23 protein-coding genes and 1 pseudogene are annotated in these 22,909 nt (G+C 37.6%); 3 read left to right on the forward strand and 21 right to left on the reverse strand.

Features of this window, described 5'->3' with window-relative positions:
• Window positions 1-21: 21 nt before the first annotated feature.
• On the reverse strand, window positions 22-501 hold the full coding sequence (locus tag WKT00_RS06785) for a hypothetical protein (RefSeq protein ID WP_340262210.1): 480 nt from the start codon (window positions 499-501) through the stop codon (window positions 22-24).
• A 190-nt stretch (window positions 502-691) separates the two neighbouring features.
• Window positions 692-1,339, reverse strand: coding sequence for a Crp/Fnr family transcriptional regulator (locus WKT00_RS06790; protein ID WP_016439651.1), 648 nt, complete (start codon window positions 1,337-1,339; stop codon window positions 692-694).
• Between the two features lie 91 nt (window positions 1,340-1,430).
• Here WKT00_RS06790 and WKT00_RS06795 point away from each other — a divergent pair, with 91 nt between their 5' ends.
• Window positions 1,431-2,141 carry an ATP-binding protein gene (locus WKT00_RS06795; protein WP_340262228.1) on the forward strand — a complete coding sequence of 237 codons (711 nt, stop codon included), beginning with the start codon at window positions 1,431-1,433 and terminating at the stop codon, window positions 2,139-2,141.
• A 13-nt stretch (window positions 2,142-2,154) separates the two neighbouring features.
• A complete protein-coding gene (locus WKT00_RS06800; protein ID WP_009242442.1) occupies window positions 2,155-2,487 on the forward strand; it encodes a cupin domain-containing protein in 333 nt (110 codons plus the stop codon).
• Between the two features lie 764 nt (window positions 2,488-3,251).
• Here WKT00_RS06800 and WKT00_RS06805 read toward each other — a convergent pair.
• The 11 genes from WKT00_RS06805 to WKT00_RS06855 form a co-directional block, all read right to left on the reverse strand.
• Entirely contained in the window at window positions 3,252-3,836 is a 585-nt protein-coding gene (locus WKT00_RS06805) for a DUF6933 domain-containing protein (RefSeq protein ID WP_340262260.1), read from the reverse strand.
• Window positions 3,837-3,841: 5 nt separating this feature from the next.
• Window positions 3,842-4,165 carry a hypothetical protein gene (locus WKT00_RS06810; RefSeq protein ID WP_340262263.1) on the reverse strand — a complete coding sequence of 108 codons (324 nt, stop codon included), beginning with the start codon at window positions 4,163-4,165 and terminating at the stop codon, window positions 3,842-3,844.
• Between the two features lie 310 nt (window positions 4,166-4,475).
• The gene (locus WKT00_RS06815; RefSeq protein ID WP_117961153.1) at window positions 4,476-5,252 is read right to left on the reverse strand and encodes a HEPN domain-containing protein; all 777 of its coding nucleotides are present in this window, start codon (window positions 5,250-5,252) and stop codon (window positions 4,476-4,478) included.
• A complete protein-coding gene (locus tag WKT00_RS06820) occupies window positions 5,252-6,367 on the reverse strand; it encodes a DUF262 domain-containing protein (protein ID WP_117961251.1) in 1,116 nt (371 codons plus the stop codon). Before WKT00_RS06820 ends, WKT00_RS06815 begins: the two co-directional genes overlap by 1 nt.
• 28 nt (window positions 6,368-6,395) lie before the next feature.
• Entirely contained in the window at window positions 6,396-7,925 is a 1,530-nt protein-coding gene (locus WKT00_RS06825) for an RNA-binding domain-containing protein (protein WP_340262278.1), read from the reverse strand.
• Window positions 7,926-8,003: 78 nt separating this feature from the next.
• A complete protein-coding gene (locus WKT00_RS06830; RefSeq protein WP_340262281.1) occupies window positions 8,004-9,386 on the reverse strand; it encodes a relaxase/mobilization nuclease domain-containing protein in 1,383 nt (460 codons plus the stop codon).
• Complete coding sequence (locus WKT00_RS06835) at window positions 9,365-9,727, reverse strand: plasmid mobilization protein (RefSeq protein WP_340262284.1); 363 nt, start codon at window positions 9,725-9,727, stop codon at window positions 9,365-9,367. Before WKT00_RS06835 ends, WKT00_RS06830 begins: the two co-directional genes overlap by 22 nt.
• A 515-nt stretch (window positions 9,728-10,242) precedes the next feature.
• Window positions 10,243-10,617 (reverse strand): TnpV protein, encoded by a 375-nt coding sequence (locus WKT00_RS06840; protein ID WP_340262288.1) that lies wholly within the window; start codon window positions 10,615-10,617, stop codon window positions 10,243-10,245.
• On the reverse strand, window positions 10,610-10,951 hold the full coding sequence (locus WKT00_RS06845; RefSeq protein WP_116444106.1) for a plasmid mobilization protein: 342 nt from the start codon (window positions 10,949-10,951) through the stop codon (window positions 10,610-10,612). Before WKT00_RS06845 ends, WKT00_RS06840 begins: the two co-directional genes overlap by 8 nt.
• A 79-nt stretch (window positions 10,952-11,030) precedes the next feature.
• Window positions 11,031-12,227 (reverse strand): site-specific integrase, encoded by a 1,197-nt coding sequence (locus WKT00_RS06850; RefSeq protein WP_340262299.1) that lies wholly within the window; start codon window positions 12,225-12,227, stop codon window positions 11,031-11,033.
• A 91-nt stretch (window positions 12,228-12,318) separates the two neighbouring features.
• The gene (locus tag WKT00_RS06855) at window positions 12,319-12,504 is read right to left on the reverse strand and encodes an AlpA family phage regulatory protein (protein ID WP_116444108.1); all 186 of its coding nucleotides are present in this window, start codon (window positions 12,502-12,504) and stop codon (window positions 12,319-12,321) included.
• Between the two features lie 395 nt (window positions 12,505-12,899).
• Here WKT00_RS06855 and WKT00_RS06860 point away from each other — a divergent pair, with 395 nt between their 5' ends.
• Complete coding sequence (locus tag WKT00_RS06860) at window positions 12,900-13,448, forward strand: helix-turn-helix domain-containing protein (protein WP_340262305.1); 549 nt, start codon at window positions 12,900-12,902, stop codon at window positions 13,446-13,448.
• Between the two features lie 105 nt (window positions 13,449-13,553).
• Here WKT00_RS06860 and guaA read toward each other — a convergent pair whose 3' ends face one another.
• The 8 genes and pseudogenes from guaA to WKT00_RS06900 all read right to left on the reverse strand — a co-directional run bounded on the left by guaA (window position 13,554) and on the right by WKT00_RS06900 (window position 22,907).
• Complete coding sequence (gene guaA, locus WKT00_RS06865) at window positions 13,554-15,101, reverse strand: glutamine-hydrolyzing GMP synthase (RefSeq protein WP_340262307.1); 1,548 nt, start codon at window positions 15,099-15,101, stop codon at window positions 13,554-13,556.
• Window positions 15,102-15,319: 218 nt separating this feature from the next.
• Window positions 15,320-15,550 carry an HPr family phosphocarrier protein gene (locus tag WKT00_RS06870; protein WP_101695033.1) on the reverse strand — a complete coding sequence of 77 codons (231 nt, stop codon included), beginning with the start codon at window positions 15,548-15,550 and terminating at the stop codon, window positions 15,320-15,322.
• A 90-nt stretch (window positions 15,551-15,640) separates the two neighbouring features.
• Window positions 15,641-16,822, reverse strand: coding sequence for a helix-turn-helix domain-containing protein (locus WKT00_RS06875; RefSeq protein WP_159459853.1), 1,182 nt, complete (start codon window positions 16,820-16,822; stop codon window positions 15,641-15,643).
• Window positions 16,823-16,924: 102 nt separating this feature from the next.
• Window positions 16,925-17,080 (reverse strand): annotated as a pseudogene (locus WKT00_RS06880) (sporulation transcriptional regulator SpoIIID); the annotation flags it as partial.
• Window positions 17,067-18,635, reverse strand: a complete 1,569-nt coding sequence (locus WKT00_RS06885) for a recombinase family protein (RefSeq protein ID WP_340262313.1) — start codon at window positions 18,633-18,635, stop codon at window positions 17,067-17,069. The pseudogene WKT00_RS06880 and the gene WKT00_RS06885, both read right to left, overlap by 14 nt.
• A 348-nt stretch (window positions 18,636-18,983) precedes the next feature.
• Window positions 18,984-20,543 carry an SIR2 family protein gene (locus WKT00_RS06890; RefSeq protein WP_340262316.1) on the reverse strand — a complete coding sequence of 520 codons (1,560 nt, stop codon included), beginning with the start codon at window positions 20,541-20,543 and terminating at the stop codon, window positions 18,984-18,986.
• 125 nt (window positions 20,544-20,668) lie between these two features.
• Window positions 20,669-20,836, reverse strand: coding sequence for a hypothetical protein (locus WKT00_RS06895; protein WP_165854668.1), 168 nt, complete (start codon window positions 20,834-20,836; stop codon window positions 20,669-20,671).
• Window positions 20,837-20,999: 163 nt separating this feature from the next.
• A complete protein-coding gene (locus WKT00_RS06900) occupies window positions 21,000-22,907 on the reverse strand; it encodes an AAA family ATPase (protein WP_340262320.1) in 1,908 nt (635 codons plus the stop codon).
• Window positions 22,908-22,909: the final 2 nt, after the last annotated feature.

Below are 22,909 nucleotides of genomic sequence, written 5' to 3' on the forward strand. Positions count from 1 at the left end.
ATCCTCTTCTTTTTATTAGTGCTATTTTATAAATTCAACCGAATAGTAATACATGTACTCATTATCTGTATTTATATGCTCCCCTGCAATATCCTGTATTGGCAACGAACGCTCTCCTTGTTCGCCATAGATCAGTGTTGCCAATCCTTGCTCTGTTCCGTACTCTATCGTGCTTTTGTTCTCTATAGAGGTCGCAGATCTTCCATAATATTCTCTGTTTGCAACACCTTCCAAGATTGGCGTTTCTGTCATATATTTTGAATATTCATCTGCTGCAATAAGCTTTGCAGTAAAATTATCAAAATCCGGAGTGATGACAATCAATCCATTTTTTGCAGATTTCACGTCCTCATAGGAAAGTTCCAAAACTCGTTTATGAGAAACTCGTTTTCCAGGATGATATTCTGACAAGTAAACGTATAATGCTTGAAATGTATCTTTTGAATTGTATTGAAACATCATGGTTCCATCAATTCCGGACAACAATTCAGCCGTTTTCATTTCTACACTATCCGGATCTACTGCTTCTATATAATTTTGTGGTTGCCGCAATTTATTACATACCATGATTCCAAGAGTAATAGCAAATACTCCCACAGCAATAAGAAGTACAGCAATATTCTATTTCAGATCATAAGCAATTTTGCTTAAAAAATCAATCCCTATTCAAATTCATACCATTCCTTAAATCTCAGTCTTTGAGCAAAATACGATTTTTTTTGTATTCAATCATGCCATCTTTCTGCATTTTAGAAAGCTCGTTGCACATAGTACTGCGGTCAACATTCAAGTAATCTGCTAATTGCTGGCGGTTATATGGAATCAGAAAAGAATTGCTTCCGGCATGTTTTGCGCATTCTGAAAAATAAGACATCAATCGGCCTCGTATGGATTTGGAACTGGTGTGCAAAATCCTTTGTGAAAGTTGCAGACTTTTATGAGCACAGACAGTCAGTAGATTTCGTGCAAGGTTTGTATGAAAAGGGCAGGCGTTTGTGCAGGTAGTCAGAACACGTCCCACATTCATAAACAACACAGAGGTATCTTCCACGGCAGACACTGTAACCAGCATCGGCTGTCCCGGAATACAGGCATATACCTCAGCAAATACAGAACCAGGTGCAACACTTCCTAAAATGCTGGTATTCCCCCAAATATCGTTACAAGATATCATTGCCATGCCTGACAGTACAATGCCGATATTCTCTATAATACTCCCTTCTGAAAGAATTACTTCTCCTTTTTTATAATTGCGTTTTACACTATTCAAACAGCTTAAAAGCGAGGAGATGTCATCTTCTTCTAACCCACGGAATAGCTGCATATCGGATAATTTCATATTTTTTACACTTTCGTTGTTATAACAACAGATTTTTATTTTTAATTATAATATACTATGCCCAGAAAGACAAGAGAAAGGATGGTATAAAATGATTCGAAGAATTATCCAAATAGATGAAGAAAAATGTAATGGATGTGGTGCGTGTACCGAAGCTTGTCACGAGGGTGCAATCGGCATGGTAAACGGCAAAGCAACACTTCTGCGAGATGATTATTGTGATGGTTTGGGAGATTGTCTGCCAACCTGCCCGACAGGTGCAATTTCCTTTGTGGAGAGAGAAGCTGCCGCCTATGATGAAAAAGCTGTGCAGGAAAATATGAGGAAAAAAGCGAAAAGCAATCATGCCGCTGTTCCCCATACAGGCTGCCCCGGCAGTCGAATGCAGCGTATTCAACATTCACAAGAAACAACTCCTTCTGCCCGGGTACAGACAGAATCACAGTTGGGACAATGGCCATGCCAAATCAAACTGGTACCGACTAATGCACCATATTTTGACGGCGCAAACTTGCTAATTACAGCGGATTGCAGTGCATACGCCTATGCCAGAATGCACGAGGATTTCATGCGTGGGAAAATTACGATTATCGGCTGTCCAAAGCTTGACAGCATAGACTACAGCGAAAAGCTGACGCAGATCATTCAAAACAACAACATTCAAAGTGTGACGGTTGTACGCATGGAAGTTCCCTGCTGCGGCGGACTGGAATTAGCTGCCAAAAAAGCGTTGCAGGCAAGCGGAAAATTCATTCCTTGGCAGATTGTTACGATTTCGTTGGGTGGTAAAATTTTGGAATAACAGGAGAGATACTATGAGTAAAAAAATGAAAAACATTGCTCAATCAGAAGTACTGACGCTGAGAGAACAAATTTCTTATCAGGAGGGGCAGGTTGTCAGCAAAACTTTGACACAAAACCAGGCAGTAAGTATTACCCTGTTCTCATTCGCAAAGGGCGAAGAGATCAGTACCCATGAATCGGGTGGGGACGCCTTCGTCACCTGCTTGGATGGTATCGGAAAAATCACGATTGATGGCGTTGAATATCTACTGCACGAAGGAGAATCTATTGTCATGCCAGCAGGCCATCCCCATGCGGTATATGGGCAGGAAGCGTTCAAGATGCTTTTAGTAGTTGTATTTTAATCAAAGCTACATATGTCCACGCTACGTAAAGTTGATGTCTTTTCACTCCTCAACAGAGCAATTAACAACACACTGAAAGTTAATTCAAAATGGACAGAAATATATGGAATATCCATTCAAGGAATCCTAAATTATTGTAAAGAGACATGGTGGATCCAAATCCTTTGGACACTTATTTCTATGGTTATTGGTGCTGTAATTGGAGAATTTATTGGAAAAATTATCTAACCATTACTTATTCTACCTAATTCAACACAAATAACGACAAAAAGCCCTTAGCCATGAGTTTTATACCCACAGCTAAGGGCTTAGTTTATAATATGGATTTATTTGTTGCACAACCGCCTGTCAATCATTCTCTAACCCTAAAACCACTGGATTACAAGAATAATGGCTCTCATGCAACCGTTATCAATTTGTTATCAAAAGACTTTTAAAAATGCTGCAAACCCGCATAAACGCTAGGTTCACTAAGCATTTTTGCTTATTCAAACTCGCAAAGTTTGGTTTGATGTAGGTTATTTTAATGTGGTTATCTATACTGTTTTGTATTGATAATCTATACTTTTTCCACACGTTATTTTTCGTTTCACATATTTTTAGTACCAATCCAGTACCATTGCATTTTTTCATTATTGTGTGTAGTTCAGGTGGCTTGCAGGTTTCTTTTACTACTCACAGAATAATTTTCTGTCGGTTTGCTTGTCCACCTATGGAAATTATAATCTACATCCAATATTTCTGCAAGAAAAAGTTTTGTGGTACTAATCGTTAGTACCACGATTGTTTTCTATGTACTGAGCAATATCAATTACCTTTGCAGGCTTTCTCTTAGTAGCAATCCCTAGTCGTTCCATGTCTAATTTAAAAAGTTCACTCGGATATCCATACGCATCAAATCCCTCTGGCTGGCAGATATCTCTGTTCAGATACTCACAAAGTTCCCATTGATACTTTGCTTCTTTCTCCAGCTTCTTACCAAAATACTGTGCATCCATTACCATTCTGTTAATGCCACCAACCGATTTCCTACCATGAGTTTTGGTTATAGTTGTATCGCCTGACATTTTAAAATACAGCCCTATCTGCTCCTCGGCATATCCCATTTCCTGCATCATGCCATGAATCACACTGCGGATATACATTGTATAGTAATTCCAGTTTCTTGGTTCAATATCTGTCATTGCTATTGTATAACGATTACTGGCATTCACAATAAACAAGACATTTCTTCCTTTTATTTTCGTCAAATGTGTGTCCCAGCAGAACACAAGTGAAGCACCTTTGCTTTCTTCAATCTTTGTTGTTTTTAGTCGATCTTGAACTGCTTTTGTTGCACCAATCTCCATGTGTATCACCTGCTCATCTCAAGTATTCTTTTTACTTCATTCTGTAATTCATCACTAAAGTCTGATAAATCATTATATGTAATTACTTTCAGTCTAATAAGACGAACAATATCCCATATTACCTCTGATTTTTTCAGTTCCATGACAACTCCTAGATGACGTTTATCTTCTTTTATCCGTTTTTCAAGTTCCCAGAATTTCTCTGATGCAGGCTTTTTATCATCATTCAGAAAATTTGCATACTCTTTAACAAGACCTTCCATATAATTTTCCTGCCAACCTGATAATTTTTCTCGAAATAGTTTCCAATCCTTTTTACTTATGTCCATGATTTTGAACCTCCTCAGTCTCATGTTAGTCTCAACAAACAATTTCAAAAATGAGACTACAACATTATAATTTACCTGCAAATCCCGGTTTTATCGCGTTTTGCTATATCATAGAGTCTCACTCAGTCTCAAATCTAGTGAGACTTCGTTGAGACTAACTTCGGAATCACATTAGGTGTTATCATCTTGAATACTATTTCTCTTACTCATTTTCTAAGATATAGTGATAACATCTAAAATTAACACTATATATTTCTCAACAAAATGTCTATTTTATCTTTAATCTTACAATTACAATTTAAATATCCATCTATTTTATCCCATATTTAAATATCAATACAGCAAATAGCTTTTCCAAAATCACTATTTTTTCTCTTGTGTTTTTTATCTCCTCTATAGACATAGTGTTATCAAATGATATTCCGTGTGCAACATTATGTCTCGCCTTTAATGTCTGATTCAAAAAAGTTTTCCACAGACAATCATCTGAAACCTTATTATTCGATAAATTCAATTCAATTGAAGATATATCAATATTATAAGGAAATTCTCTAACTCCTCTAGTTAAAATATCGCTCAATTGCGTTGTTATTTCTAATACAAATTCATTGTCATTTTCAAAAACTTTTTCTATTCTACAATCAGTTATGTACCCCCAAAAATTTCTACCTACAATTTCTTCAAAATACTTTTCTATAACAGATGCTTTAGGGTTCTTGTTGTTCTCATAAAAGAAAGGAGCTATAGTATATTTGATATTTGCCTGTTCAAACAAATCCACCATTTTGGTAATCTTTTTTTCATATCCTTTGTTATCTGTGTCAATAAACTGACTACAAAATGTTCTCTTCATTCTATTTGATGATACTGAAAAGGCATTGTTAATATTTATGTCATCTATTAGACATCTTATAATTTCTTGTAAACACCCTTCTAAATTTGCGACAACTAAAACAATTGCTGCTCTACACAATACATTATATTTATCATCGTCAGTACCTATTTGTTCTGCCATTTGTATAAGAACATTCACTTCATCCCATCTAGCATCAAATTTATCCATAAAATCCGATGCAAATGTACTCATTATTTTAGTACTCCCTTCACAATTTTAATCCTTTTTAGTATTTTTGACTTATCATTCGTGCTTCCATTTATGCTATCTATAAAATCATCATTAAAAAACAATTGTTTTAACCTTTGTTTCATTTGTGTTGTAATGGTAAATGTTTCATCTTCCATTATCTTATCTGAAATAGCAATAGAAATAGCATCATATACGGCTGCATTAAAATGTGATTGCAACTTCAATTTTTCATTTTCCACCTTATACTTTGCAAAAGCATCCGTTCCCAATTGAATAATTATAAAGCTCATAACTTTTTCAAAATGTTTTTTTAATCTTTCTAAATCATTAGAGTCAAATTTATTATACTTATCCATCTGTTCAGAAAGAAAATCTTTAAAAGATTTTTTCATATTTTCTCCTTCTCCATCTATATATGAATAAAATCTTAATACATATTCAACATCTTGCATTTTTTTAACTTTATTATTTTCTTCTGGATTTTTCAAATCAATTCCAAGTAGTTTTCTAAAATCTTCATTTTTAGCCAATTCTTTTATAATATCATTAAATTTTCCTCTATAAATTGCATTTCTTAATTCTTGTGACTCAAGCTGAACTGCCCCTGAATTCAGTCTTTCAAAAATATCAAATTTAACTTGTGGATCAACTGTCGAATCAATGCGCAAACACTTTATCGTTCTTTCTTCCAATCTTCTTATTAAAAAAGGTGGTAAATCTTTATAATATGATCCATTTAAAAGTTCCAATACCTCCAATCCCTCCAACTTATATGCATTTGTCATAAATCCATATATTGCAGTAAGACGCTGTTGACCATCTATCACGGAATATCTTGCCACATCATCATCTACTTCTTCATCAACATCAACATCTTGTGACAAATACACTGTCGGAATAGGAATATTTAGAATTAAACTTTCCATTAATCGAGATGATTCTGAATCATTCCATCTATGGTTCCTTTGATAATCGGGATTTAATTTTATAATTCCTTTTTTTATTTTTTTTACAAGAGTTTCTAAATCATATTCTATATTTTGGGTTTTTACGGTTCTTTCCTTTGCAACTATCTGTAATTTTTCTAAATTATCTTTTAAATTTGAGCTAGCCATTTTACCATTCCTTTCTTTATAAATTCTATTATATAATTTTCCATTCTCCACCATTATCTGGACCTTTTCGTTCTATGATACCTTTATCCTTTAATTCTGATATATATCTTGCAATTGTTCTATCTGTAACATCTAAGGCTGTTCTTAATTCATCAATAGAAATATTCGGATTTTCCGAAATCATTTTCAAAATTTTACACGCTTTAGAAAGCTTCTTCTTAGAATATTTAGGCATTAACTGTTTGATTTTTTCTTCCGAAATTTCTATGACATTTTCTATGACATTTTCTATGACATTTTCATCAGATTCCTTTTCCATCTTCATCACAAGTGTCACCTGATCAAGATTTGTATCTTCTATCAATTCAGGTTTTATCCATCCTTCTGACTTCCACACATCAAGAATTGTCGGAAATCCAGAGCCAGCATTATCGCCAAATCCAACCAATCTAAGCATAGTCTGCATATGAGGATTTCTTGACTTTGAATTACCTCCACGATAAATATCCTCTAGCGGAAGTTTCAAAATTCCCGGATTTGTAAATTCGAACGAATCAGATCTCTTAATTACTTTCAATACTCCTGCATCCATTAAGTAATCCGCGTGAATAATCATATTTACAAAGCCTTCACGAACTGCTTTGTGAACCGGAGTATCATCTATACGCTGAACGCCACCTTCCAATTTAAATGGCTTTTTTAAGTCCTCCGTTAATTTAGGTGTTACTTTGGTAAAGAAATTAAACAGGTTATTTTCCCATGTGCCATCATAGGTAATTCTGTCATTCCAGCGAATATCTGCTGTCACTTGACTCTCATTACGATAGTCCATAAAAACATTATCAAAGCGTTCTCTGATAGCCTGTCCTGTACCAAACATCAAAAGTCCTGCTAATGTCAAGCCTTCTACTCCAGTTTTTCTATCTTTCCTATAGCCACCCAACTTTTCAAGAAAAGACTTGTCATCTAAAGCATTCCATACATGACCATCATTTCTGATTTCAAAAATCTGACGATATTTTCTTAATGTTTCTTTATCAATATCATCCATTGAATAATACTCAATTATTTGATTATCGTTTCCCTCTGGATTTTGATCTCTTATCATCCCTCTAATCTCATGCTCTGTCGCATGATAATCGCCTTCATGATTTCTTTTATATGTTCCCTTATAAGGATTTTCTCCAACATATACCGGACGCATATTAAAATCAGCTCTAGGAACATGAATCACAACTAGACTTATACTGCCATCTTCAACAATCTTTACATCGTCATCAGTTAATAGGTTTATATTCACCTTATTTCCATTAATCGTATTCCAAAAATCTTCTTTCTGCTTAGGCGCATCCTCTATTCCTTGTATTATAAATCGTTCCTTCGGATCAGTCTTTGTTTTATCTTCTCTTACTCCAAGTATGATATATCCACCTTTTGTATTGGCAAATGCAGAATATGACTCATATGCAGATTTTGGTACATTTTTTTCTGCTTTTTTGCACTCTATATCAACTTTTTCGCCTTGGTAAATGAGCTCCTTTAACTCCTGCATATTCATGTGTTGCACCCGCTTTCTTTATTACATTAATCTCCTAATCCTATCTGCTCTGTAATCTTTAAAAAGTAAAATTTTCTTTTATAAAAGAGGAGTATCATTATATTGCTTTCTTTTGCATTTTGTTATATTTAAGTAAATATTGTTAATCAAATTAATACTTGTTAAAATTGCTTCTCCACAATTCAATTTTTTAACTTGCTTAACAGAATATTCATCTAAATGATTTTTTACTGTTCGTATCTCATCATCATGTGTTAACCGATGAATTAATAGTGTTATCTGCCTCTTAATTTCCCTTTTCTCCTGCTTCAGTTCGTCCAGTTCTTCCCGCACTTCCACATGCCATATCTGATATTCCCGGTACTGCTCTTCATTCTTAATACTGCGTTTCCGGCTTGAGCTTTCTTTGTATATCTCATGCTGTCTGTCCTCAATCTGCTGAATCTTTTCTTCCTGCTCACTTCTAAAATTCACCAGTTCCACAACATCTTTAATGTCATTATTCACAAGCAACAAATATTCGTCCTGTAACTGATGAAATCTCTTCAAATCTTCCGTATACTTTGCTCCGCCAACTACAAACCGCTTCTGTCCAACAATCCTTAGCCTATATAGCTTTGCATAAAACTTCTTCTGGAATGGTGACAGTTTCGCCTTGTGCAACCCTCTAATATCAGACGAATAAAAGTAAGGCTTTGCCATCCAAGGCATATCCACATGATGCCTTAGCATATCTTCTGAAAACATTTCGTCTAGCTTTGCAAGTTTATGATAATACCGAAATCCCGGTGCCTGCACCTCCATCCACGCATCTTTCTTAAATATATATCCAAGACTTTTCATCAGATATTTAAAATGCTCCACATTTCCTGCAGCATATGCACACATCTTAGCATCACGAAGAATTATTTCTTTCATGGACATTTCCTTTTCCCACTTGTCCCTGCTGATATTCTTTGGATTCCTGCTGTACTCTGCCGGTATGATAGCAAGCCCCAGTTCATCACAATATTTATTTGTGATAGGCTGGAGATGGTTCTTCCAGTTGCTTTTCGGTGAATTGTATTTCTTACCGGTTGTCATGCTTACACTGTTCCAGATCAGATGCCCATGCATATGCTCTCTGTCAGTATGGACTGCATACACCGCCTCATAATCATCACCAAGCACATCCTTTGCAAAGTGTTCCAGGACATACATTGCCTGTTCTGCTGTTACTTTTTCTTCCGGTGAAAATGATATGATCACATGATACCCCTGCCTTTTACCCGTCTTATGAAAAATGTTCTTTGTCTCTTCCATCTGCTCAAATGCTGTATCCGGCAGGCAGTTAATACCGCCCACCAGTACACATTCTTCTGTCTTATCTGGATTCTGAATATATTCCAAAGCATTCTTTAGGTGTGATGCTGGATTTCTACCTTCCGATTCCATGATATTTAGGATCTTTGTAATCGCCATACTTCCAGCACCTCCCCGAATGTTTTCTTTACATCATCCAGACTGTTCTGCAGTTTATCAATATCGCTGTAATATAACTTTCCCTGTGAATTGCCAAGCTTTACTGCCTGATTAATATTATTTGCAATACCGGCAATAACACGTATTACTCTTGCCCTGTCCTCTGGATAACTTGTATCTATGTTACCGCCTGTCCGGATCAATTCTCTTATATATGCACTTGCTGTCATTCCGGTTCGCTTAAGTGATGCTTTCAGAATATCCATATCTTTCTCTAACAGCTTCACAGATATCTTATAATCTTTCCTGTCAGACTTGTATCTCCTCTTTCCATCTGCCATACATTTCTCCCCTTTCGTAGTTTTCTAATGCTGTATCAAACCAATCTCTTTTTATCTGTACCATTGCTTTTCCAACCTTTCTTAAAAATGTGTTCATAAGTTTTGCAAGATGCGGAAAAGGTCGGACCTTTTCCCGAAAAAATATAAACGCCATCAGCGTTTACATAATTTTTCGTCTTGGCAGGAGCACCTGCACCCTGTATATAATATGTGGTAGTTAATGTACCACCACAATTACTGATATGGTGGCACTTTTTGCCATCACTTTACTGTTTTAGTGGCGTTTTCCGCCACCACTTTTCCATTTTGATGGCACTTTCCGCCACCATGACTTTTTTCTCGCTTATCTGAGTGGTGGCGCTTTTTGCCGTCACTTTACTGTTTTGGTGGCGCTTTTTGCCCCCACTTTTGCATTTTGACGGCACTTTTTGCCCCCACACTTTTTCGGCTCTGATTTATGCGGGGGCGCTTTCTGCCCCCACTTTGTGGTTTTGGGGGCGCTTTTTGCCCCCACACTAATGAAACTGCATCACTACATCCATAATAACGATTTCCTCTGCCATCATCCTAGTCTGTGTTCTTAGCTGTAACTGTTCTGTAAAGGAATTTGGGTTCTTTGGCTTATGCTTTTTCAGCCACTTAGCTTCAATATCATCGAGCAGCTCATATGCTGTATCATTGACTTCATCTGCTCGCTCTTCAAGCTCCCCGAACCGCACCAGACTCTTATATCTCATTGGATATTCTTCCTTGATATATTTAATCCACATTCGCCCATACTTTCCTACTTCTATATCTGCCTTCTCTGTCCCTGCGACAAGAACCGGATAGAAGATTCCATCCCTTTCTTCATATGGGATACCTAGCTTTTCAAATGTTGTCTTACTCATAATGATTACCGCCTTTCTCATCACTTTGCAGAATATCAAGCACATGCTTTAATGGAACCAGCAGTTCTTCAACATCTATACCTCTGTCTGCTTCATCTAATGTCTGTAATTCTTCCAGTATCGTATCAAGATGCACCTGTACTTTCTTTGCCACCTTCATTCCACCAACAACCCTGATTTCATGCTTCAGAAGACATTGGATGATATAATCCTGTTTTGAAAGTCCGCTGAGTGAAACCTTCACATTCAGCTCCTGTGCTTCCTCCGGTGACATACGAAACGCTACTACAACATTTCTCCATCTGTTCTTGGCATCCAGCCTTTTCTCGCTCATAATAATCTGCTCCTTCCGATATAAAATCTATTCTTTTAATTTCAGCTTCGTATATCCAGCAAAACTTGTACCCGCATTATCAGACTGCCTTGTACTTATCAATGCTTATAATCTTTTCCGAAGCCGCATCCATATCAATCATAGGTGCTGTTTCCTCTGTCTGCATGATTTCTACATCATCATCCTGCTCTTCACAATCCTCAAAGCTTGCATTGACAGCATCAAGTCTGTCCGCCATTGCCATCTGCTTTGACGGAAACAGATGCGAATAACGATATGTGATATCAATGCTCTCATGACCAACCCTGTCAGCTATTGCAACTGCGGAAAACCCGAGGTCGATCAGATGTGAAATGTGCGAATGCCTTAGATCATGGATTCTGATTTTCTTCACACCGGATAATTTGCAACCACGCTCCATCTCATGATGAAGAAAGCTCTTTGTTACCAGAAAAATCCTGTCTGTTGGTGTCTGGTCATATAACATTGCAAAATATTCCTGCATTTCTTCGGCAAGGAACTTCGGCAGCTTGATTGTTCTGTTGCTCTTAGGTGTTTTCGGTGTTGTAATAACATCCTGCCCCTGCAGCCGCTGATACGATTTATTTATTCTGACTGTGTTCTTTTCAAAATCAAAATCTTCCATCGTAAGTGCAAGCAGCTCACCTAATCTCATTCCCGTCCAGTACAGCATTTCAAATACATAAAATGAAACCGGCTTATCAATCACCGCTTCTGAAAACTTCTTATATTCTTCAGTTGTCCAGAAAAGCATTTCCTTCTTTTCTTCCCTGCCCATATTTCCAGCCTGCCTTGCCGGATTTGATTTCAGATTATAAAACCTGCACGCATGATTGAATATCGCACTTAAGATGTTATGCATTGTCTTCTTATAAGTCTGGGAATAACATTTCCCATTCTCATAACGGAATGCTACCATCTCATTCTGCCACTTGCGTACATCTCCCGGTGTAATCTCATTCATCTTAAGATTCCTGAAATATGGAAGTATCTTTGTATCCACAATTTGTTCTTTTGTAAGCCACGTGTTGAGTTTGACATAATTTTTCACATCCTCTGTATACAGCTTCCAGAACTCTCCAAATGTCATATCCAGATTGTTCTCCTGCCGTATTTTATAATTCCTCTCATAATCAAGTGCTTCCCTCTTTGTTGCAAAGCCTCTTTTCTTTATCTGTTTGTTTTCCCCAGTCCAGTCCTTACAATAGAATTTGACGAACCAGGTGCCTGTCTTACTGTCTTTATAAGCTGGCATATTCATCATCTCCTTCTTTCCATATGCAGAAGCAGATGCCTAAGCCGTATCGCTCCTGCCCTGCCTCCGCATTAATCTTCTTACCTGTTGCTTATCCTGCATCACTCATACCATAAATGCGTTCTTCAAAATATTTTCTACTTACTTTTCCACGGATTACAATGTAACCCTTCCTTTCAAGTTCACTGTTGATCTGTCTCATAAGCTTGTATGCTGCTGATCTTGAAATTCCAAGAATCTGCATCACATCTCCTACTTCTAAAAACTTTTCGTTCATGCCTTTCACCACCTTTCCTTTATAAATTTGTTTTGGCGTTTCTCCATACCAGTTCTGCTGATGTCACAACCAGCCTCCTTACCTGAGATAATCTCCTGTAATACCGCCCGCTCCTGCTCGAGGTACTCGGTCCGCTTGGGGGAGTGTCTACATTCGCTCGATTCATATGAGTGTCCTGGCAAATGCCTGTTAGATTTCTGATACCGCTCATTCAGTTGTTTTTCAACACCATATAGTATAGATAATTGAATTGATATTATTCTATACCGTATGGTATTGAATTGTAAAGAAGTTTTTCTAATGTTCTTGTATAGAAAAACTTCCATTTTCATTTTTTCCGTGTTATACTGTCTTTAACAGTCCATCAGAGACAGATAAACGGAGGTAACTACACTATGACAATTGGTGAAAGAATAAAGAAAATACGGGTATTCCGTAAAATGACAATGGACGACTTGGGCGGTGCACTTGGATTTGAGGGCAAAAATATGTCTGTCCGCATATCCCAGTATGAAACCGGTGCCCGCATTCCCGGTGAAGATATGATTCTAAAACTTGCTGATGCTTTGCACTGCAATTACAAGGCAATCTCTGATTACAGCCTTGGTGCTGCTGAAGATATCATTGAAACACTTTTCTGGCTTGAAGAAAGTGCCACATCACTTCCTGCACGTGGAAAAGGTACAAGATTCCCAGAGTACACAGCTCCCGGCAACCTGATTCATCTGACTGCAATGACTCCGGCAAAACCTTCCGAGGCTGCCAGACCAACTTACAATGAAGATGATTATGAAAGTGCAGGCTCACCTGTCGCATTAACTTTTGAATATGGATTGGTAAATGATTTCCTTACGGAATGGTGTGAAATGAAAACGAAATTAAATAATGGAGAGATTTCTCCAAATGAATATTTTGAGTGGAAAATAACATGGCCTCAGGCATAAATGAAACTATTCCTGCACAGCTTACTTTAGTACCAAAATAGTACCACAAGGCAAAAAACAAGCTCGCAAATGCCCATTTTACTAGGCTTTGCGAGCTTTTAAAAATTATTCAAACTCAATCGTTCCCGGCGGCTTACTGGTCAAATCATAAAATACTCGATTGACCCCTTTCACCTCATTGATAATTCTACTCATTACCTTCTGAAGTACTTCAAATGGAATCTCCGCCGCCTCTGCAGTCATAAAGTCCACCGTATTCACAGCTCTTAATGCCACCGCATAATCATAAGTTCTCTCATCCCCCATAACACCGACACTTCTCATATTAGTAAGGCCGGCAAAATACTGACCGATGCTGCGGTCCATTTTCGCATTCGCAATCTCCTCACGGTAAATGGCATCTGCATCCTGGACGATACGTACTTTTTCCGCTGTCACTTCTCCCACAATGCGAACCCCAAGTCCCGGTCCTGGGAATGGCTGACGGAATACCAGATACTCCGGAATTCCCAGTTCCAGTCCGGCTTTTCTCACTTCATCTTTAAAGAGATCGCGGAGAGGCTCGATGATCTCTTTGAAATCAACATAGTCCGGGAGACCTCCTACATTATGATGGGATTTGATTACCGCAGATTCTCCACCCAGACCGCTTTCTACGACATCCGGGTAAATGGTTCCCTGTACAAGGAAATCCACAGCGCCGATTTTCTTCGCCTCTTCTTCAAATACACGAATAAATTCTTCTCCGATAATTTTTCTTTTCGCTTCCGGATCTTCCACTCCTGCCAGCTTATCGTAAAATCTCTGCTGTGCATTTACACGCACAAAATTCAGATCATAGTTTCCTTCAGACCCGAACACAGCTTCCACCTCATCGCCTTCATTTTTACGAAGAAGTCCGTGATCAACGAACACACAGGTCAGCTGATCTCCAACAGCCTGGGAAAGAAGCACTGCTGCCACAGATGAATCCACTCCGCCGGATAACGCACATAATACTTTTCCACTTCCAACTTTCTCTCTGATCTGTCGAATAGACTCTTCCACAAAGGAATCCATCCTCCAATCGCCTGCGCATCCGCAAACGTTCAACACAAAGTTGGACAACATATCTTTTCCCTGTTCGGTGTGAAGAACTTCCGGATGGAACTGAATTGCATACAGTTTGCGTGCTTCACATTCAGCTGCCGCTGTTGGACAGTCTGCCGTATGAGCTGTAATTTCAAACTCTGGTGCCACTTCGGAAATATAATCGAAATGACTCATCCAGCAAATCGTTTTTTCGGACACTCCTGTGAAAATCTTGGAACTTGTTTTGTCAATCAGGACTTCTGTTTTTCCATATTCTCTGACATCTGCCCTCTCTACTTTTCCACCTAGAACGTGCATCATCAACTGAGCGCCATAGCAGAGCCCCAGTACTGGAATTCCCAACTCAAAGAGCTCTTTCTGGTAGGTCGGGGAATCCGCCTCGTAGCAGCTATTTGGCCCACCGGTCAGAATAATTCCCTTCGGATTCATTTCCTTGATCTTCTCAAGATCTGTTTTGTAAGAGTAAATCTCACAGTATACATTGCATTCTCTGACGCGCCGTGCTACAAGCTGATTATATTGGCCACCAAAGTCAATAACAATCACTAATTCTCTTTTCACAAGATGATCCTCCTTTTATTTTACTACTTATGATTCTTCTATTTTATTACCATATAGGAATTTCCTGTAAAGTAAAAACAAATTTTATTATATGACAGATCCCCTCTATTTGCAAGAAAATCTGTTGTTTTCGCCCAGTTTATTCCCACATTCTTAAACACAAAAACTCCTCATCGTAACTATTGTACGCTGAGGAGCCTGATTTTTCGAGTTATATCTTATGCTGCCAAATATTCTTCAATTTCTTTCCACAGATCTTCGCATTCGTCTTCATATACTTTCAACTCAATTTCTCTATGAAAACCAAGATTCATAAGTCCTAACAGAGATTTTGCGTCTACAATACATTTTCCGCGTTTCATATCCATATTATAAGGATACTTTTCCACCTTTTTTACGAATGCCAGAACATCCTCAGGGTTTCTAAATACTACGTTCTTCTTGTTCATAAAAATCTCTCCTTTTCTACACTTTCCTATCTTAACACACTTGTTTCGACAAAAAAGTGGAAATTTCTTGGAAAAGTGGCAATATTTTAATCAATCTTTCTGTTTTCTATACTCTGTTGGTCGCATCCCAACCTCCGTTTTGAATACTTTACTCATATATTTCGGATCTGAATAACCTACCATCTTTGCAATTTGATTCAATTTCAAAGTGGACATTCGCAATAACTCCTTAATCTTTTCAATTCGAAATTTTCGTATTGTTTCCGTGAATGATTTTCCTGTCTCTTTCTTAAATTGCGTACTCAAATACTCCCCAGATACGTGAAGCCTAGAGGCAATCTCTTCCAGCGTAATACCCTGATTATAATATTCATGAATATATTGCTGCGTCTTTCTAACCAAGAGACTAACCTCGTCCTTTCCTTTTTGCATATCCGACAGCATTTGCTCAAAACATGCCCATGCCACGCGTTCAATTTCTTCCCAAGTAATTGCTTCTATAATTGCAAAAATTGCATCCTTGGCTTGATAAGCTTTATTCAAAGGCCCCAATTCTTTCGCCACACTGATTGCCGTCAAAAAATATCGAACGCACGCCTCTTTTATTTCTCCCGGACTACATGGAGTGTTAATACAATAATCCCGGAAAAGATCCAAATTATGTTGAAACTGCTCTCTATTCACCTCTACAAAGGCTTCTCTTATCTTCTTTTCCAAATCGATCGGATAACGGATCGGCAGCACTTTTGCCTCTTCAATCTTTGATTGACTAATCAGCACGCCTCGTCCAAATATGAGATTCCATTCTACATTTTTGCTCATTTCCAGCATTACATCTCGTATCCCCCAAATCCCCTCGCAAGTTCCCCATGTACAAATAAGTGTTTCTCTGATCTTCCCACACAACATCGGCACAACTTTCCGTTCAAAATAAGTACGCATTTCCTCCAAATCATCAATTTTATAGATGACCATCAAAAATGCCTGCTTATAAGGAAACGAAACAACAAACGAGCGAAATGTTTGATTCCGACTGCTGATATCTTCCAACATAATGTTTACCACTTCAGCCGCCTTACAATAGTCTTCCCGCAGACCGACTCCGAATACCGCAAGCTTTTCTTTCTTTTCCATCTCATATCTGCTTTTTAAAATATTTTCAATTTGTTCATTTTCTTCTAATTGCCCGGTAATTGCATTTAATAATAAATATTTCAACGAAAAAACAATTCCCAGTCCCTCTTCTTCATATTGACTTTTATGTTCTTCCATCTCTATCCTCTCCAACCTTTCCGGTTCTATCATCATCTATCTGCAATGATTATATCATATCATAAAAAAGGTTGGGAACCCTATGTTTTCCCAACCTTTTTCTTACCGTTGTCCTATATGAAGATATTTTTCCCGTGTCGCCATTCCTCCGCGAATGTGTCGCTCAGATTTGTTAAGATCCAATACTTTTCTGGCTTGATTCGCAAGCGCCGGATTAATCTGCAAGAGACGTTCTGTAACGTCTTTATGTTTGGTCGTTATTATTTAGAGCTGTTTTATTTTCACATTCTTCTTCCACTAAAATGCTTTCATTTAATCCCAAATCACCTAGTAAACGAAGGTAAATATCCACATTTCCATCTTTGTCTACTTCTATTTTCTTAATCAGTCTCTTTAACTGTACATTGGTCATCTCATGAACATCTGTAATATCCTCAATCTGCTTAAAGGTATCATTTAAGATTTTTTCCATCTGATCTCCTTTTGTCAAATTACTGGATACCATTTTCAATTCATTTTCCAGACGATCCAGTTCTTGGCGAGTACCCCCTAACTTATCATTCAATTCTTCTCTGGAAATCAAATCATCGGTATACATATCCATATATTTCTGTCGCATTCTCTGTAATCTAGCAATCTGCAAATTCAATTCCTTCTCGTACTCTGCATTTTCATCTTTTGCTTTGTACACTCTTTGGAATTCTTTCACAACATAGTCAATTACTTTATTTTTTTGCTGAAGAACCCGATTAAAATATTCCTGTAAAATCTGAATCAATTCTTCTTCATCTACAACCGTTTTATTTGGACAGCTATCTGCTCCTTTTCCATTTCTTCCGGAACAAACCCAACGCACATACGTATTTTTGTAAGTACGAACTGTTCTTCGAAAGGACCAGCCACATTCTTTACATTTAATCAATGTAGAGAATAAATACTTGTTGCTTTGCCTCTCATGATTCAGATTGAATGCATCGTTCCTTCCACGAAGAATTTCTTGTGCTTTTTCAAACACCTCATCTTCAATCATACGAAGCTCCGGACGTTCCACAACAAGCCATTCCGTCTCATCCTTCTCTCTTCTTTGGCCAGTCAGAAAATCACTGATTTCCTGCTTTCCATTGATAATCTTTCCCGTATAAATCTCATTGGTCAAAATTCGGCAGATGGCATTCTGACTCCATTTACAGTTTCTCTTTGTCCGATACCCCTTTTCATTCAGCATATTGGAAATCTTGGCAGCACCGTAACCTTCTTCTGTATACCACTTATAAATTTGCTTTACAACCTTCGATTCTTCTTTGTTGATTTCAAGATTGAAATAATCTCCGATTGTTTTATCGTATCCGTATACAATGTTAGGAACTCGTCCTTTTTCTGCGTTTAGTTTTTTACCAAATTTCACTCGTTTTGATGTGTTAGCACTTTCTTCCTGAGCCAATGCTCCAAAGATTGTAAGAACAAACTCACTATTTCCCATACTTGTCATATTCGCTGTAAGGAACTGTGTTTCAATACCTAACGCTTTCAGCTTGCGAACATTCTGTAAAAGATCTACGGTATTTCTGGCAAAGCGAGAAATGTCCTTTACAACGACCATATCAAACATTCCTTTTTCCGCATCAGACATCATACGAAGAAATTCTTTACGGTTTTTGATTTTGGTTCCAGAAATACCTTCATCTGCATATAATTTTACTAAAACATCTCCGGTACGCTGAGTGTATTCGGAGAAAAATTCCTTTTGAGCTTCTAAACTGTTGAGCTGGTCGGCTTTATCTGTGGAAACACGGCAATATGCTGCTATCTTCATAGTGTTACCTCTCTGTATTAAACTTATTTTCTGTTACATCTATATTATATATCAAAATAAAGATTCGTAAACAGAAAAACAAGATATTACTGATAAATTCAATAATATCTTGTTCCACTCTTGGATATTTCTTATCTAGACCTAATCTACTTTCTCGAAAAATTACGTCTTTTTTACTTTACATTTTGATACAACTCCTGTATAATCAGCCTTGTAAAAACATAGACTATATTGTGCTGTAAGACTTGGTAGCTATTTATAGTTGCTATAGCCTAAAGGTACAAGCGAGATTATCAAGGGGTTTCTTGAACGGTATTTGTTTACAAGTGCTTTAGTCAAGAAGCTCTTTTACTTTCCCCACTTTAGATAATCATAAATTCTTATTAATCTTCTTATATTGGTTCTTGTAGCAGTCTTTTCATTACGCAAAATATTTACATCATTTTCAAATAAAGTATATAGCACTGTTTCCAATTCCCTTAAATCCATCTGATCTTCAGTCAGATATGCCATTAATCTTGTTGCTTTTTCTAAATTCTCCTTTTCATTTTCCCATATTTGAGCAACCGAGGTGTATTTTCCTAAGGCACTTCTATTTTTCCTATATGTCTCAGAAATCAATGAATCAAATTTTTGTCCACTTACCACTTGTTCACATTCTGGAAAATCTTTTGTTGCCATACTTAAATATTTGTTAATAGGCAATTTCCCAGAATTTTGCGTTAACATTTTAGGGACTGCATATTCCAATAATTCGTCTGCCGAAAAATCTAAGTCCCCAATTATAATATCCCTATACAACTCATTACTCTCTAAACCACTCAAACCTTTTAATCCAAATTCAGATGCTTTTGCAATGGATAAAATTAGTTCCTCATCTGCAACACGTTCATCTTCGATTGAAGCAACTCGCAATTTCCCTGTCGGTGTACTTGTTAATGTAAATTCATATAACTCTTTCTTAAAACGTCGTAAAATCCTGACTGGTAATTTTGCTCTTATACTATCAAGTTCATTATACAACAACATAAAATCAGATAAGGTAATCTTTTTCATTGTTAACGGCTTATCCTCAATCATAATTGTATAAGGTGTTACCTCCGCACCTTTTATATTTTCTTTATACTCAATAAAAACAAAACGATCTTCCAACCTTTCTACTTGAGACTCATCCAAACAGTTTACGATTGATCGAATAATACTTTGAATATTACTGTCTCCAATAGAATAACCTATAAAAATAATTGGATATTCCATAAAAATGGTCATAAGTTTTGCTGCTAAATAAGCACTCTTTTCCTGAAATTCTATATAATCCTCTTCGTTAATTACAATACTACCTGGCTCTTCTATCGAACCATGTATTTTATAAATTTCTGCCACACCTTGAATTGGTGAAAAAATTAATTGTGACTGTCCTACATATTTACAAAACCCTTTAAAATAGTCCTCTAAAAACGAATCATAATTTGTTGTAATAACACCTGCAATACTCTTCTCCGATATCTCGGCTAATTTTTCAATTTCATTTTGATATGATTCTACAACACTAGCCTTCCTACTAATGTAAGCTCCTAATTCAGCTTTAAACGGCGAAATTCCATTTTGAATTTCTTCTAGCATCTTCTTTTCTACTGTCCTAATGCTCTCGTCTAAAAACCATTTTTTATCAAAATCTTTTTGAATCAATTCTGCCACTTTAGGCAAAATCCCTGCTTTACACACCATGCCTTTTGCCTGATTCTCATATGAACTATATGAAAATTCATCATTACGGATAATCTCCGCAAAGTGCTTGAGCAATCCTTTCCAATCGGGCAAATTCAAGTATCTTCTCGTCAACCCTGAACCCACAAACAAGAATGGTGTTGTATTAAATTTTCCGATAATCTCTCCTATCGTCATCATCTTTCACTCCTCTTCCGCAATCTCCATCAGCTGCCCACCTTAGCATTGTTGATTTTCTAATTATCTTGACTTAAGTTTACCCTTTTTCCATCAATAACACAAGTAAACCTGTACTCCAAAATCTTTTATTTTTCCTCCTGCTTGTCCTCTTCCGCACTCTTCTCAGCTACCTCCTGCATAACTCGTTCAACCTTCTTCGCATTCACCTCAATAAATACTTTTAATATGTAATCGGCGGTCACTTCCGCAGTATTCGGATTATGAAAACGATAATTCAGTTTTTGTTTCTTCATAGCGGTGCTCCCACCTCCCTTTTCTCTTTGTCCATTACTATGAAAATACCTATTAAAATAGACCTTAACCATCATTTATTCGTAATTACTCTGTCATTGGCGGCTGGCAAAGGTATCTATAAAGACTGCCAATACCAAAGTAGTTTTTTGCCAATGTCATCTTTTATTCTGTGATTAACGCAACTGTTTTTCTTCCCTGACACCAGTCGTAACTCAGTCTGTTTTCCAGCTGCTTTCTTGCATCTCTTCCTGTTCTGGAAGAGATCCCATAGGCTAGTAGTTCTGCCTCTAATTCTTCTAAACACATCACTTTTCGTTTGGTTAATAACTCCAGGATCAATTTCTGTGCCTTTTCCAGTTTCGTTTCCTTTTTCGTTCCTGCTTTCCCCATCAGCAGATCTTCAATGGATATATCGTATTCTCCTAACCATTTTAAGCCTTCTTCTCCTAAAGAAAACGCTACCGGATTTTCCTTCTTAGCAAGAGAATCCTTTTGCTGATATACCACTCGGATATCCTGTTCCTTCTCTTTTTCCACCTTTTCTACAAATAAGATGCTTCGTACTGCCGCTGCGATATCAATGGATCCTAGGGAACGGTAATCGCTCTGACTTCCCGACGACTTATTCAAATGTCCAATGAGAACAATGGCACATCCAGTTCTCTCTGCAATCGTACTGAGATGCCGGAATAATGGCCGTATCTCATTGGCCCGGTTCATATCCACATTGGCTCCCAGATAGGCCTGTATGGGATCCATGATCATGAGGCGTACATTGTTCTGGCGGATGGCTTTTTCAATCCGATCGTCCGTCATAGAAAGCTGTTTTTCTTCTTCATTGATGAATCGCACCCTTGTCATATCTGCACCACATTTTGCTAATCTAGGCTTAATGGTATCTGCTATCCCATCCTCTGCTGTTTGATACAACACATTAAAGGGTTCTATGGGAAGTGCATTGGGAAGTTCTTTTCCATTCGTACAGTATGCGGCGATTGCCATTGCAAGCCACGTTTTTCCTTTTCCCGGATTCCCCTGGATCAAAGTAACCTTTCCAAAGGGAATGAATGGATACCATAACCACTGAACCACCGTTTCCTCAACCTCCGACATCTTCATGACCGGAACTGGTTTTTCCCTGGCATCTCTCCAACACATCTGCTTTGCCATATTTTCTACCGGAACTTCTGCTACCAGACATTCATTCCAGTCTTTCTTCACCGGTTCTAATCGGTACACACTCAGTTCCTCCGGAATAAGAGAAACAAACTGCCTGCATCTCTCATTTCCAGGCTCATCATTATCCAGACACAAGTAGATGGAATGGATATGAGGATATTCTGTATACATCCGTTTCATTGCTTTTTCACTCAATCCTCCTAGGGAAATATAACTATGCTTTTCCCATTCTTCCGGAACTGCAGTGATATAAGACAAAAGATCAATGGGGGATTCAAACACAAACAGTTTTTCATCCGTTCCTATATGGCCAAATCCATAGGCTTTTTCCGAACCTCTTGCCTCCCCACGATATCGGTTCTCATCGGTTCCCCGCATAGCTGCATATCTGGGATTCTGTTCTTTGTCTCTTCCAACGAACACTACATTGTGATAGTTTTTACTTTCATAAATATCCCCCTTTGCAATCATCTGATCTACCAGCTGTTCCGATAGTTTCCTCTGCTCAATCAGATACTTCCTTGCAATCTCACAGCTTTCATTTCTTTCTGGCACTTCCAATCCAGGCAAGGGGATGGGGCAGACCTTCTGTCTGCCTGCATCTTCCTTCGCCGTTCTTCTGTTGGTTTCTCCAACTCCCTCTTCTCCTAATAATTCTTTGACTGCCTCTGCAAAAGAAAGACCGTAAAATTCTTTCATAAAATCGATGGCATGACCACCTTTATTCTGACTAAAACGATACCATTCGTTCTTGTTGATCATCACACTGTCATGTCGCAACCATCGGTATTCCTTCCCACATCGTTTGAACTGTTCTCCTCTCCCAGAAAGAAAAACATATAAATCAGTATCATCTGCTCTTTGAATCTGTTCTCTTGTATATTCTTCCATCT

Origin of the sequence: Dorea sp. ICN-14282 (assembly GCF_037890115.1) — a bacterium.
GTDB classification, from domain to species: domain Bacteria; phylum Bacillota; class Clostridia; order Lachnospirales; family Lachnospiraceae; genus Dorea_B; species Dorea_B phocaeensis.

Coding starts and splice junctions, on each gene's coding strand:
- WKT00_RS06785 (WP_340262210.1), bottom strand. CDS start 501: ATGAAAACGGCTGAATTGTTGTCCGGAATTGATGGAACCATGATGTTT.
- WKT00_RS06790 (WP_016439651.1), bottom strand. CDS start 1,339: ATGAAATTATCCGATATGCAGCTATTCCGTGGGTTAGAAGAAGATGAC.
- WKT00_RS06795 (WP_340262228.1), top strand. CDS start 1,431: ATGATTCGAAGAATTATCCAAATAGATGAAGAAAAATGTAATGGATGT.
- WKT00_RS06800 (WP_009242442.1), top strand. CDS start 2,155: ATGAGTAAAAAAATGAAAAACATTGCTCAATCAGAAGTACTGACGCTG.
- WKT00_RS06805 (WP_340262260.1), bottom strand. CDS start 3,836: ATGGAGATTGGTGCAACAAAAGCAGTTCAAGATCGACTAAAAACAACA.
- WKT00_RS06810 (WP_340262263.1), bottom strand. CDS start 4,165: ATGGACATAAGTAAAAAGGATTGGAAACTATTTCGAGAAAAATTATCA.
- WKT00_RS06815 (WP_117961153.1), bottom strand. CDS start 5,252: ATGAGTACATTTGCATCGGATTTTATGGATAAATTTGATGCTAGATGG.
- WKT00_RS06820 (WP_117961251.1), bottom strand. CDS start 6,367: ATGGCTAGCTCAAATTTAAAAGATAATTTAGAAAAATTACAGATAGTT.
- WKT00_RS06825 (WP_340262278.1), bottom strand. CDS start 7,925: ATGAATATGCAGGAGTTAAAGGAGCTCATTTACCAAGGCGAAAAAGTT.
- WKT00_RS06830 (WP_340262281.1), bottom strand. CDS start 9,386: ATGGCGATTACAAAGATCCTAAATATCATGGAATCGGAAGGTAGAAAT.
- WKT00_RS06835 (WP_340262284.1), bottom strand. CDS start 9,727: ATGGCAGATGGAAAGAGGAGATACAAGTCTGACAGGAAAGATTATAAG.
- WKT00_RS06840 (WP_340262288.1), bottom strand. CDS start 10,617: ATGAGTAAGACAACATTTGAAAAGCTAGGTATCCCATATGAAGAAAGG.
- WKT00_RS06845 (WP_116444106.1), bottom strand. CDS start 10,951: ATGAGCGAGAAAAGGCTGGATGCCAAGAACAGATGGAGAAATGTTGTA.
- WKT00_RS06850 (WP_340262299.1), bottom strand. CDS start 12,227: ATGCCAGCTTATAAAGACAGTAAGACAGGCACCTGGTTCGTCAAATTC.
- WKT00_RS06855 (WP_116444108.1), bottom strand. CDS start 12,504: ATGAACGAAAAGTTTTTAGAAGTAGGAGATGTGATGCAGATTCTTGGA.
- WKT00_RS06860 (WP_340262305.1), top strand. CDS start 12,900: ATGACAATTGGTGAAAGAATAAAGAAAATACGGGTATTCCGTAAAATG.
- WKT00_RS06870 (WP_101695033.1), bottom strand. CDS start 15,550: ATGAACAAGAAGAACGTAGTATTTAGAAACCCTGAGGATGTTCTGGCA.
- WKT00_RS06875 (WP_159459853.1), bottom strand. CDS start 16,822: ATGGAAGAACATAAAAGTCAATATGAAGAAGAGGGACTGGGAATTGTT.
- WKT00_RS06885 (WP_340262313.1), bottom strand. CDS start 18,635: ATGAAGATAGCAGCATATTGCCGTGTTTCCACAGATAAAGCCGACCAG.
- WKT00_RS06890 (WP_340262316.1), bottom strand. CDS start 20,543: ATGATGACGATAGGAGAGATTATCGGAAAATTTAATACAACACCATTC.
- WKT00_RS06895 (WP_165854668.1), bottom strand. CDS start 20,836: ATGAAGAAACAAAAACTGAATTATCGTTTTCATAATCCGAATACTGCG.
- WKT00_RS06900 (WP_340262320.1), bottom strand. CDS start 22,907: ATGGAAGAATATACAAGAGAACAGATTCAAAGAGCAGATGATACTGAT.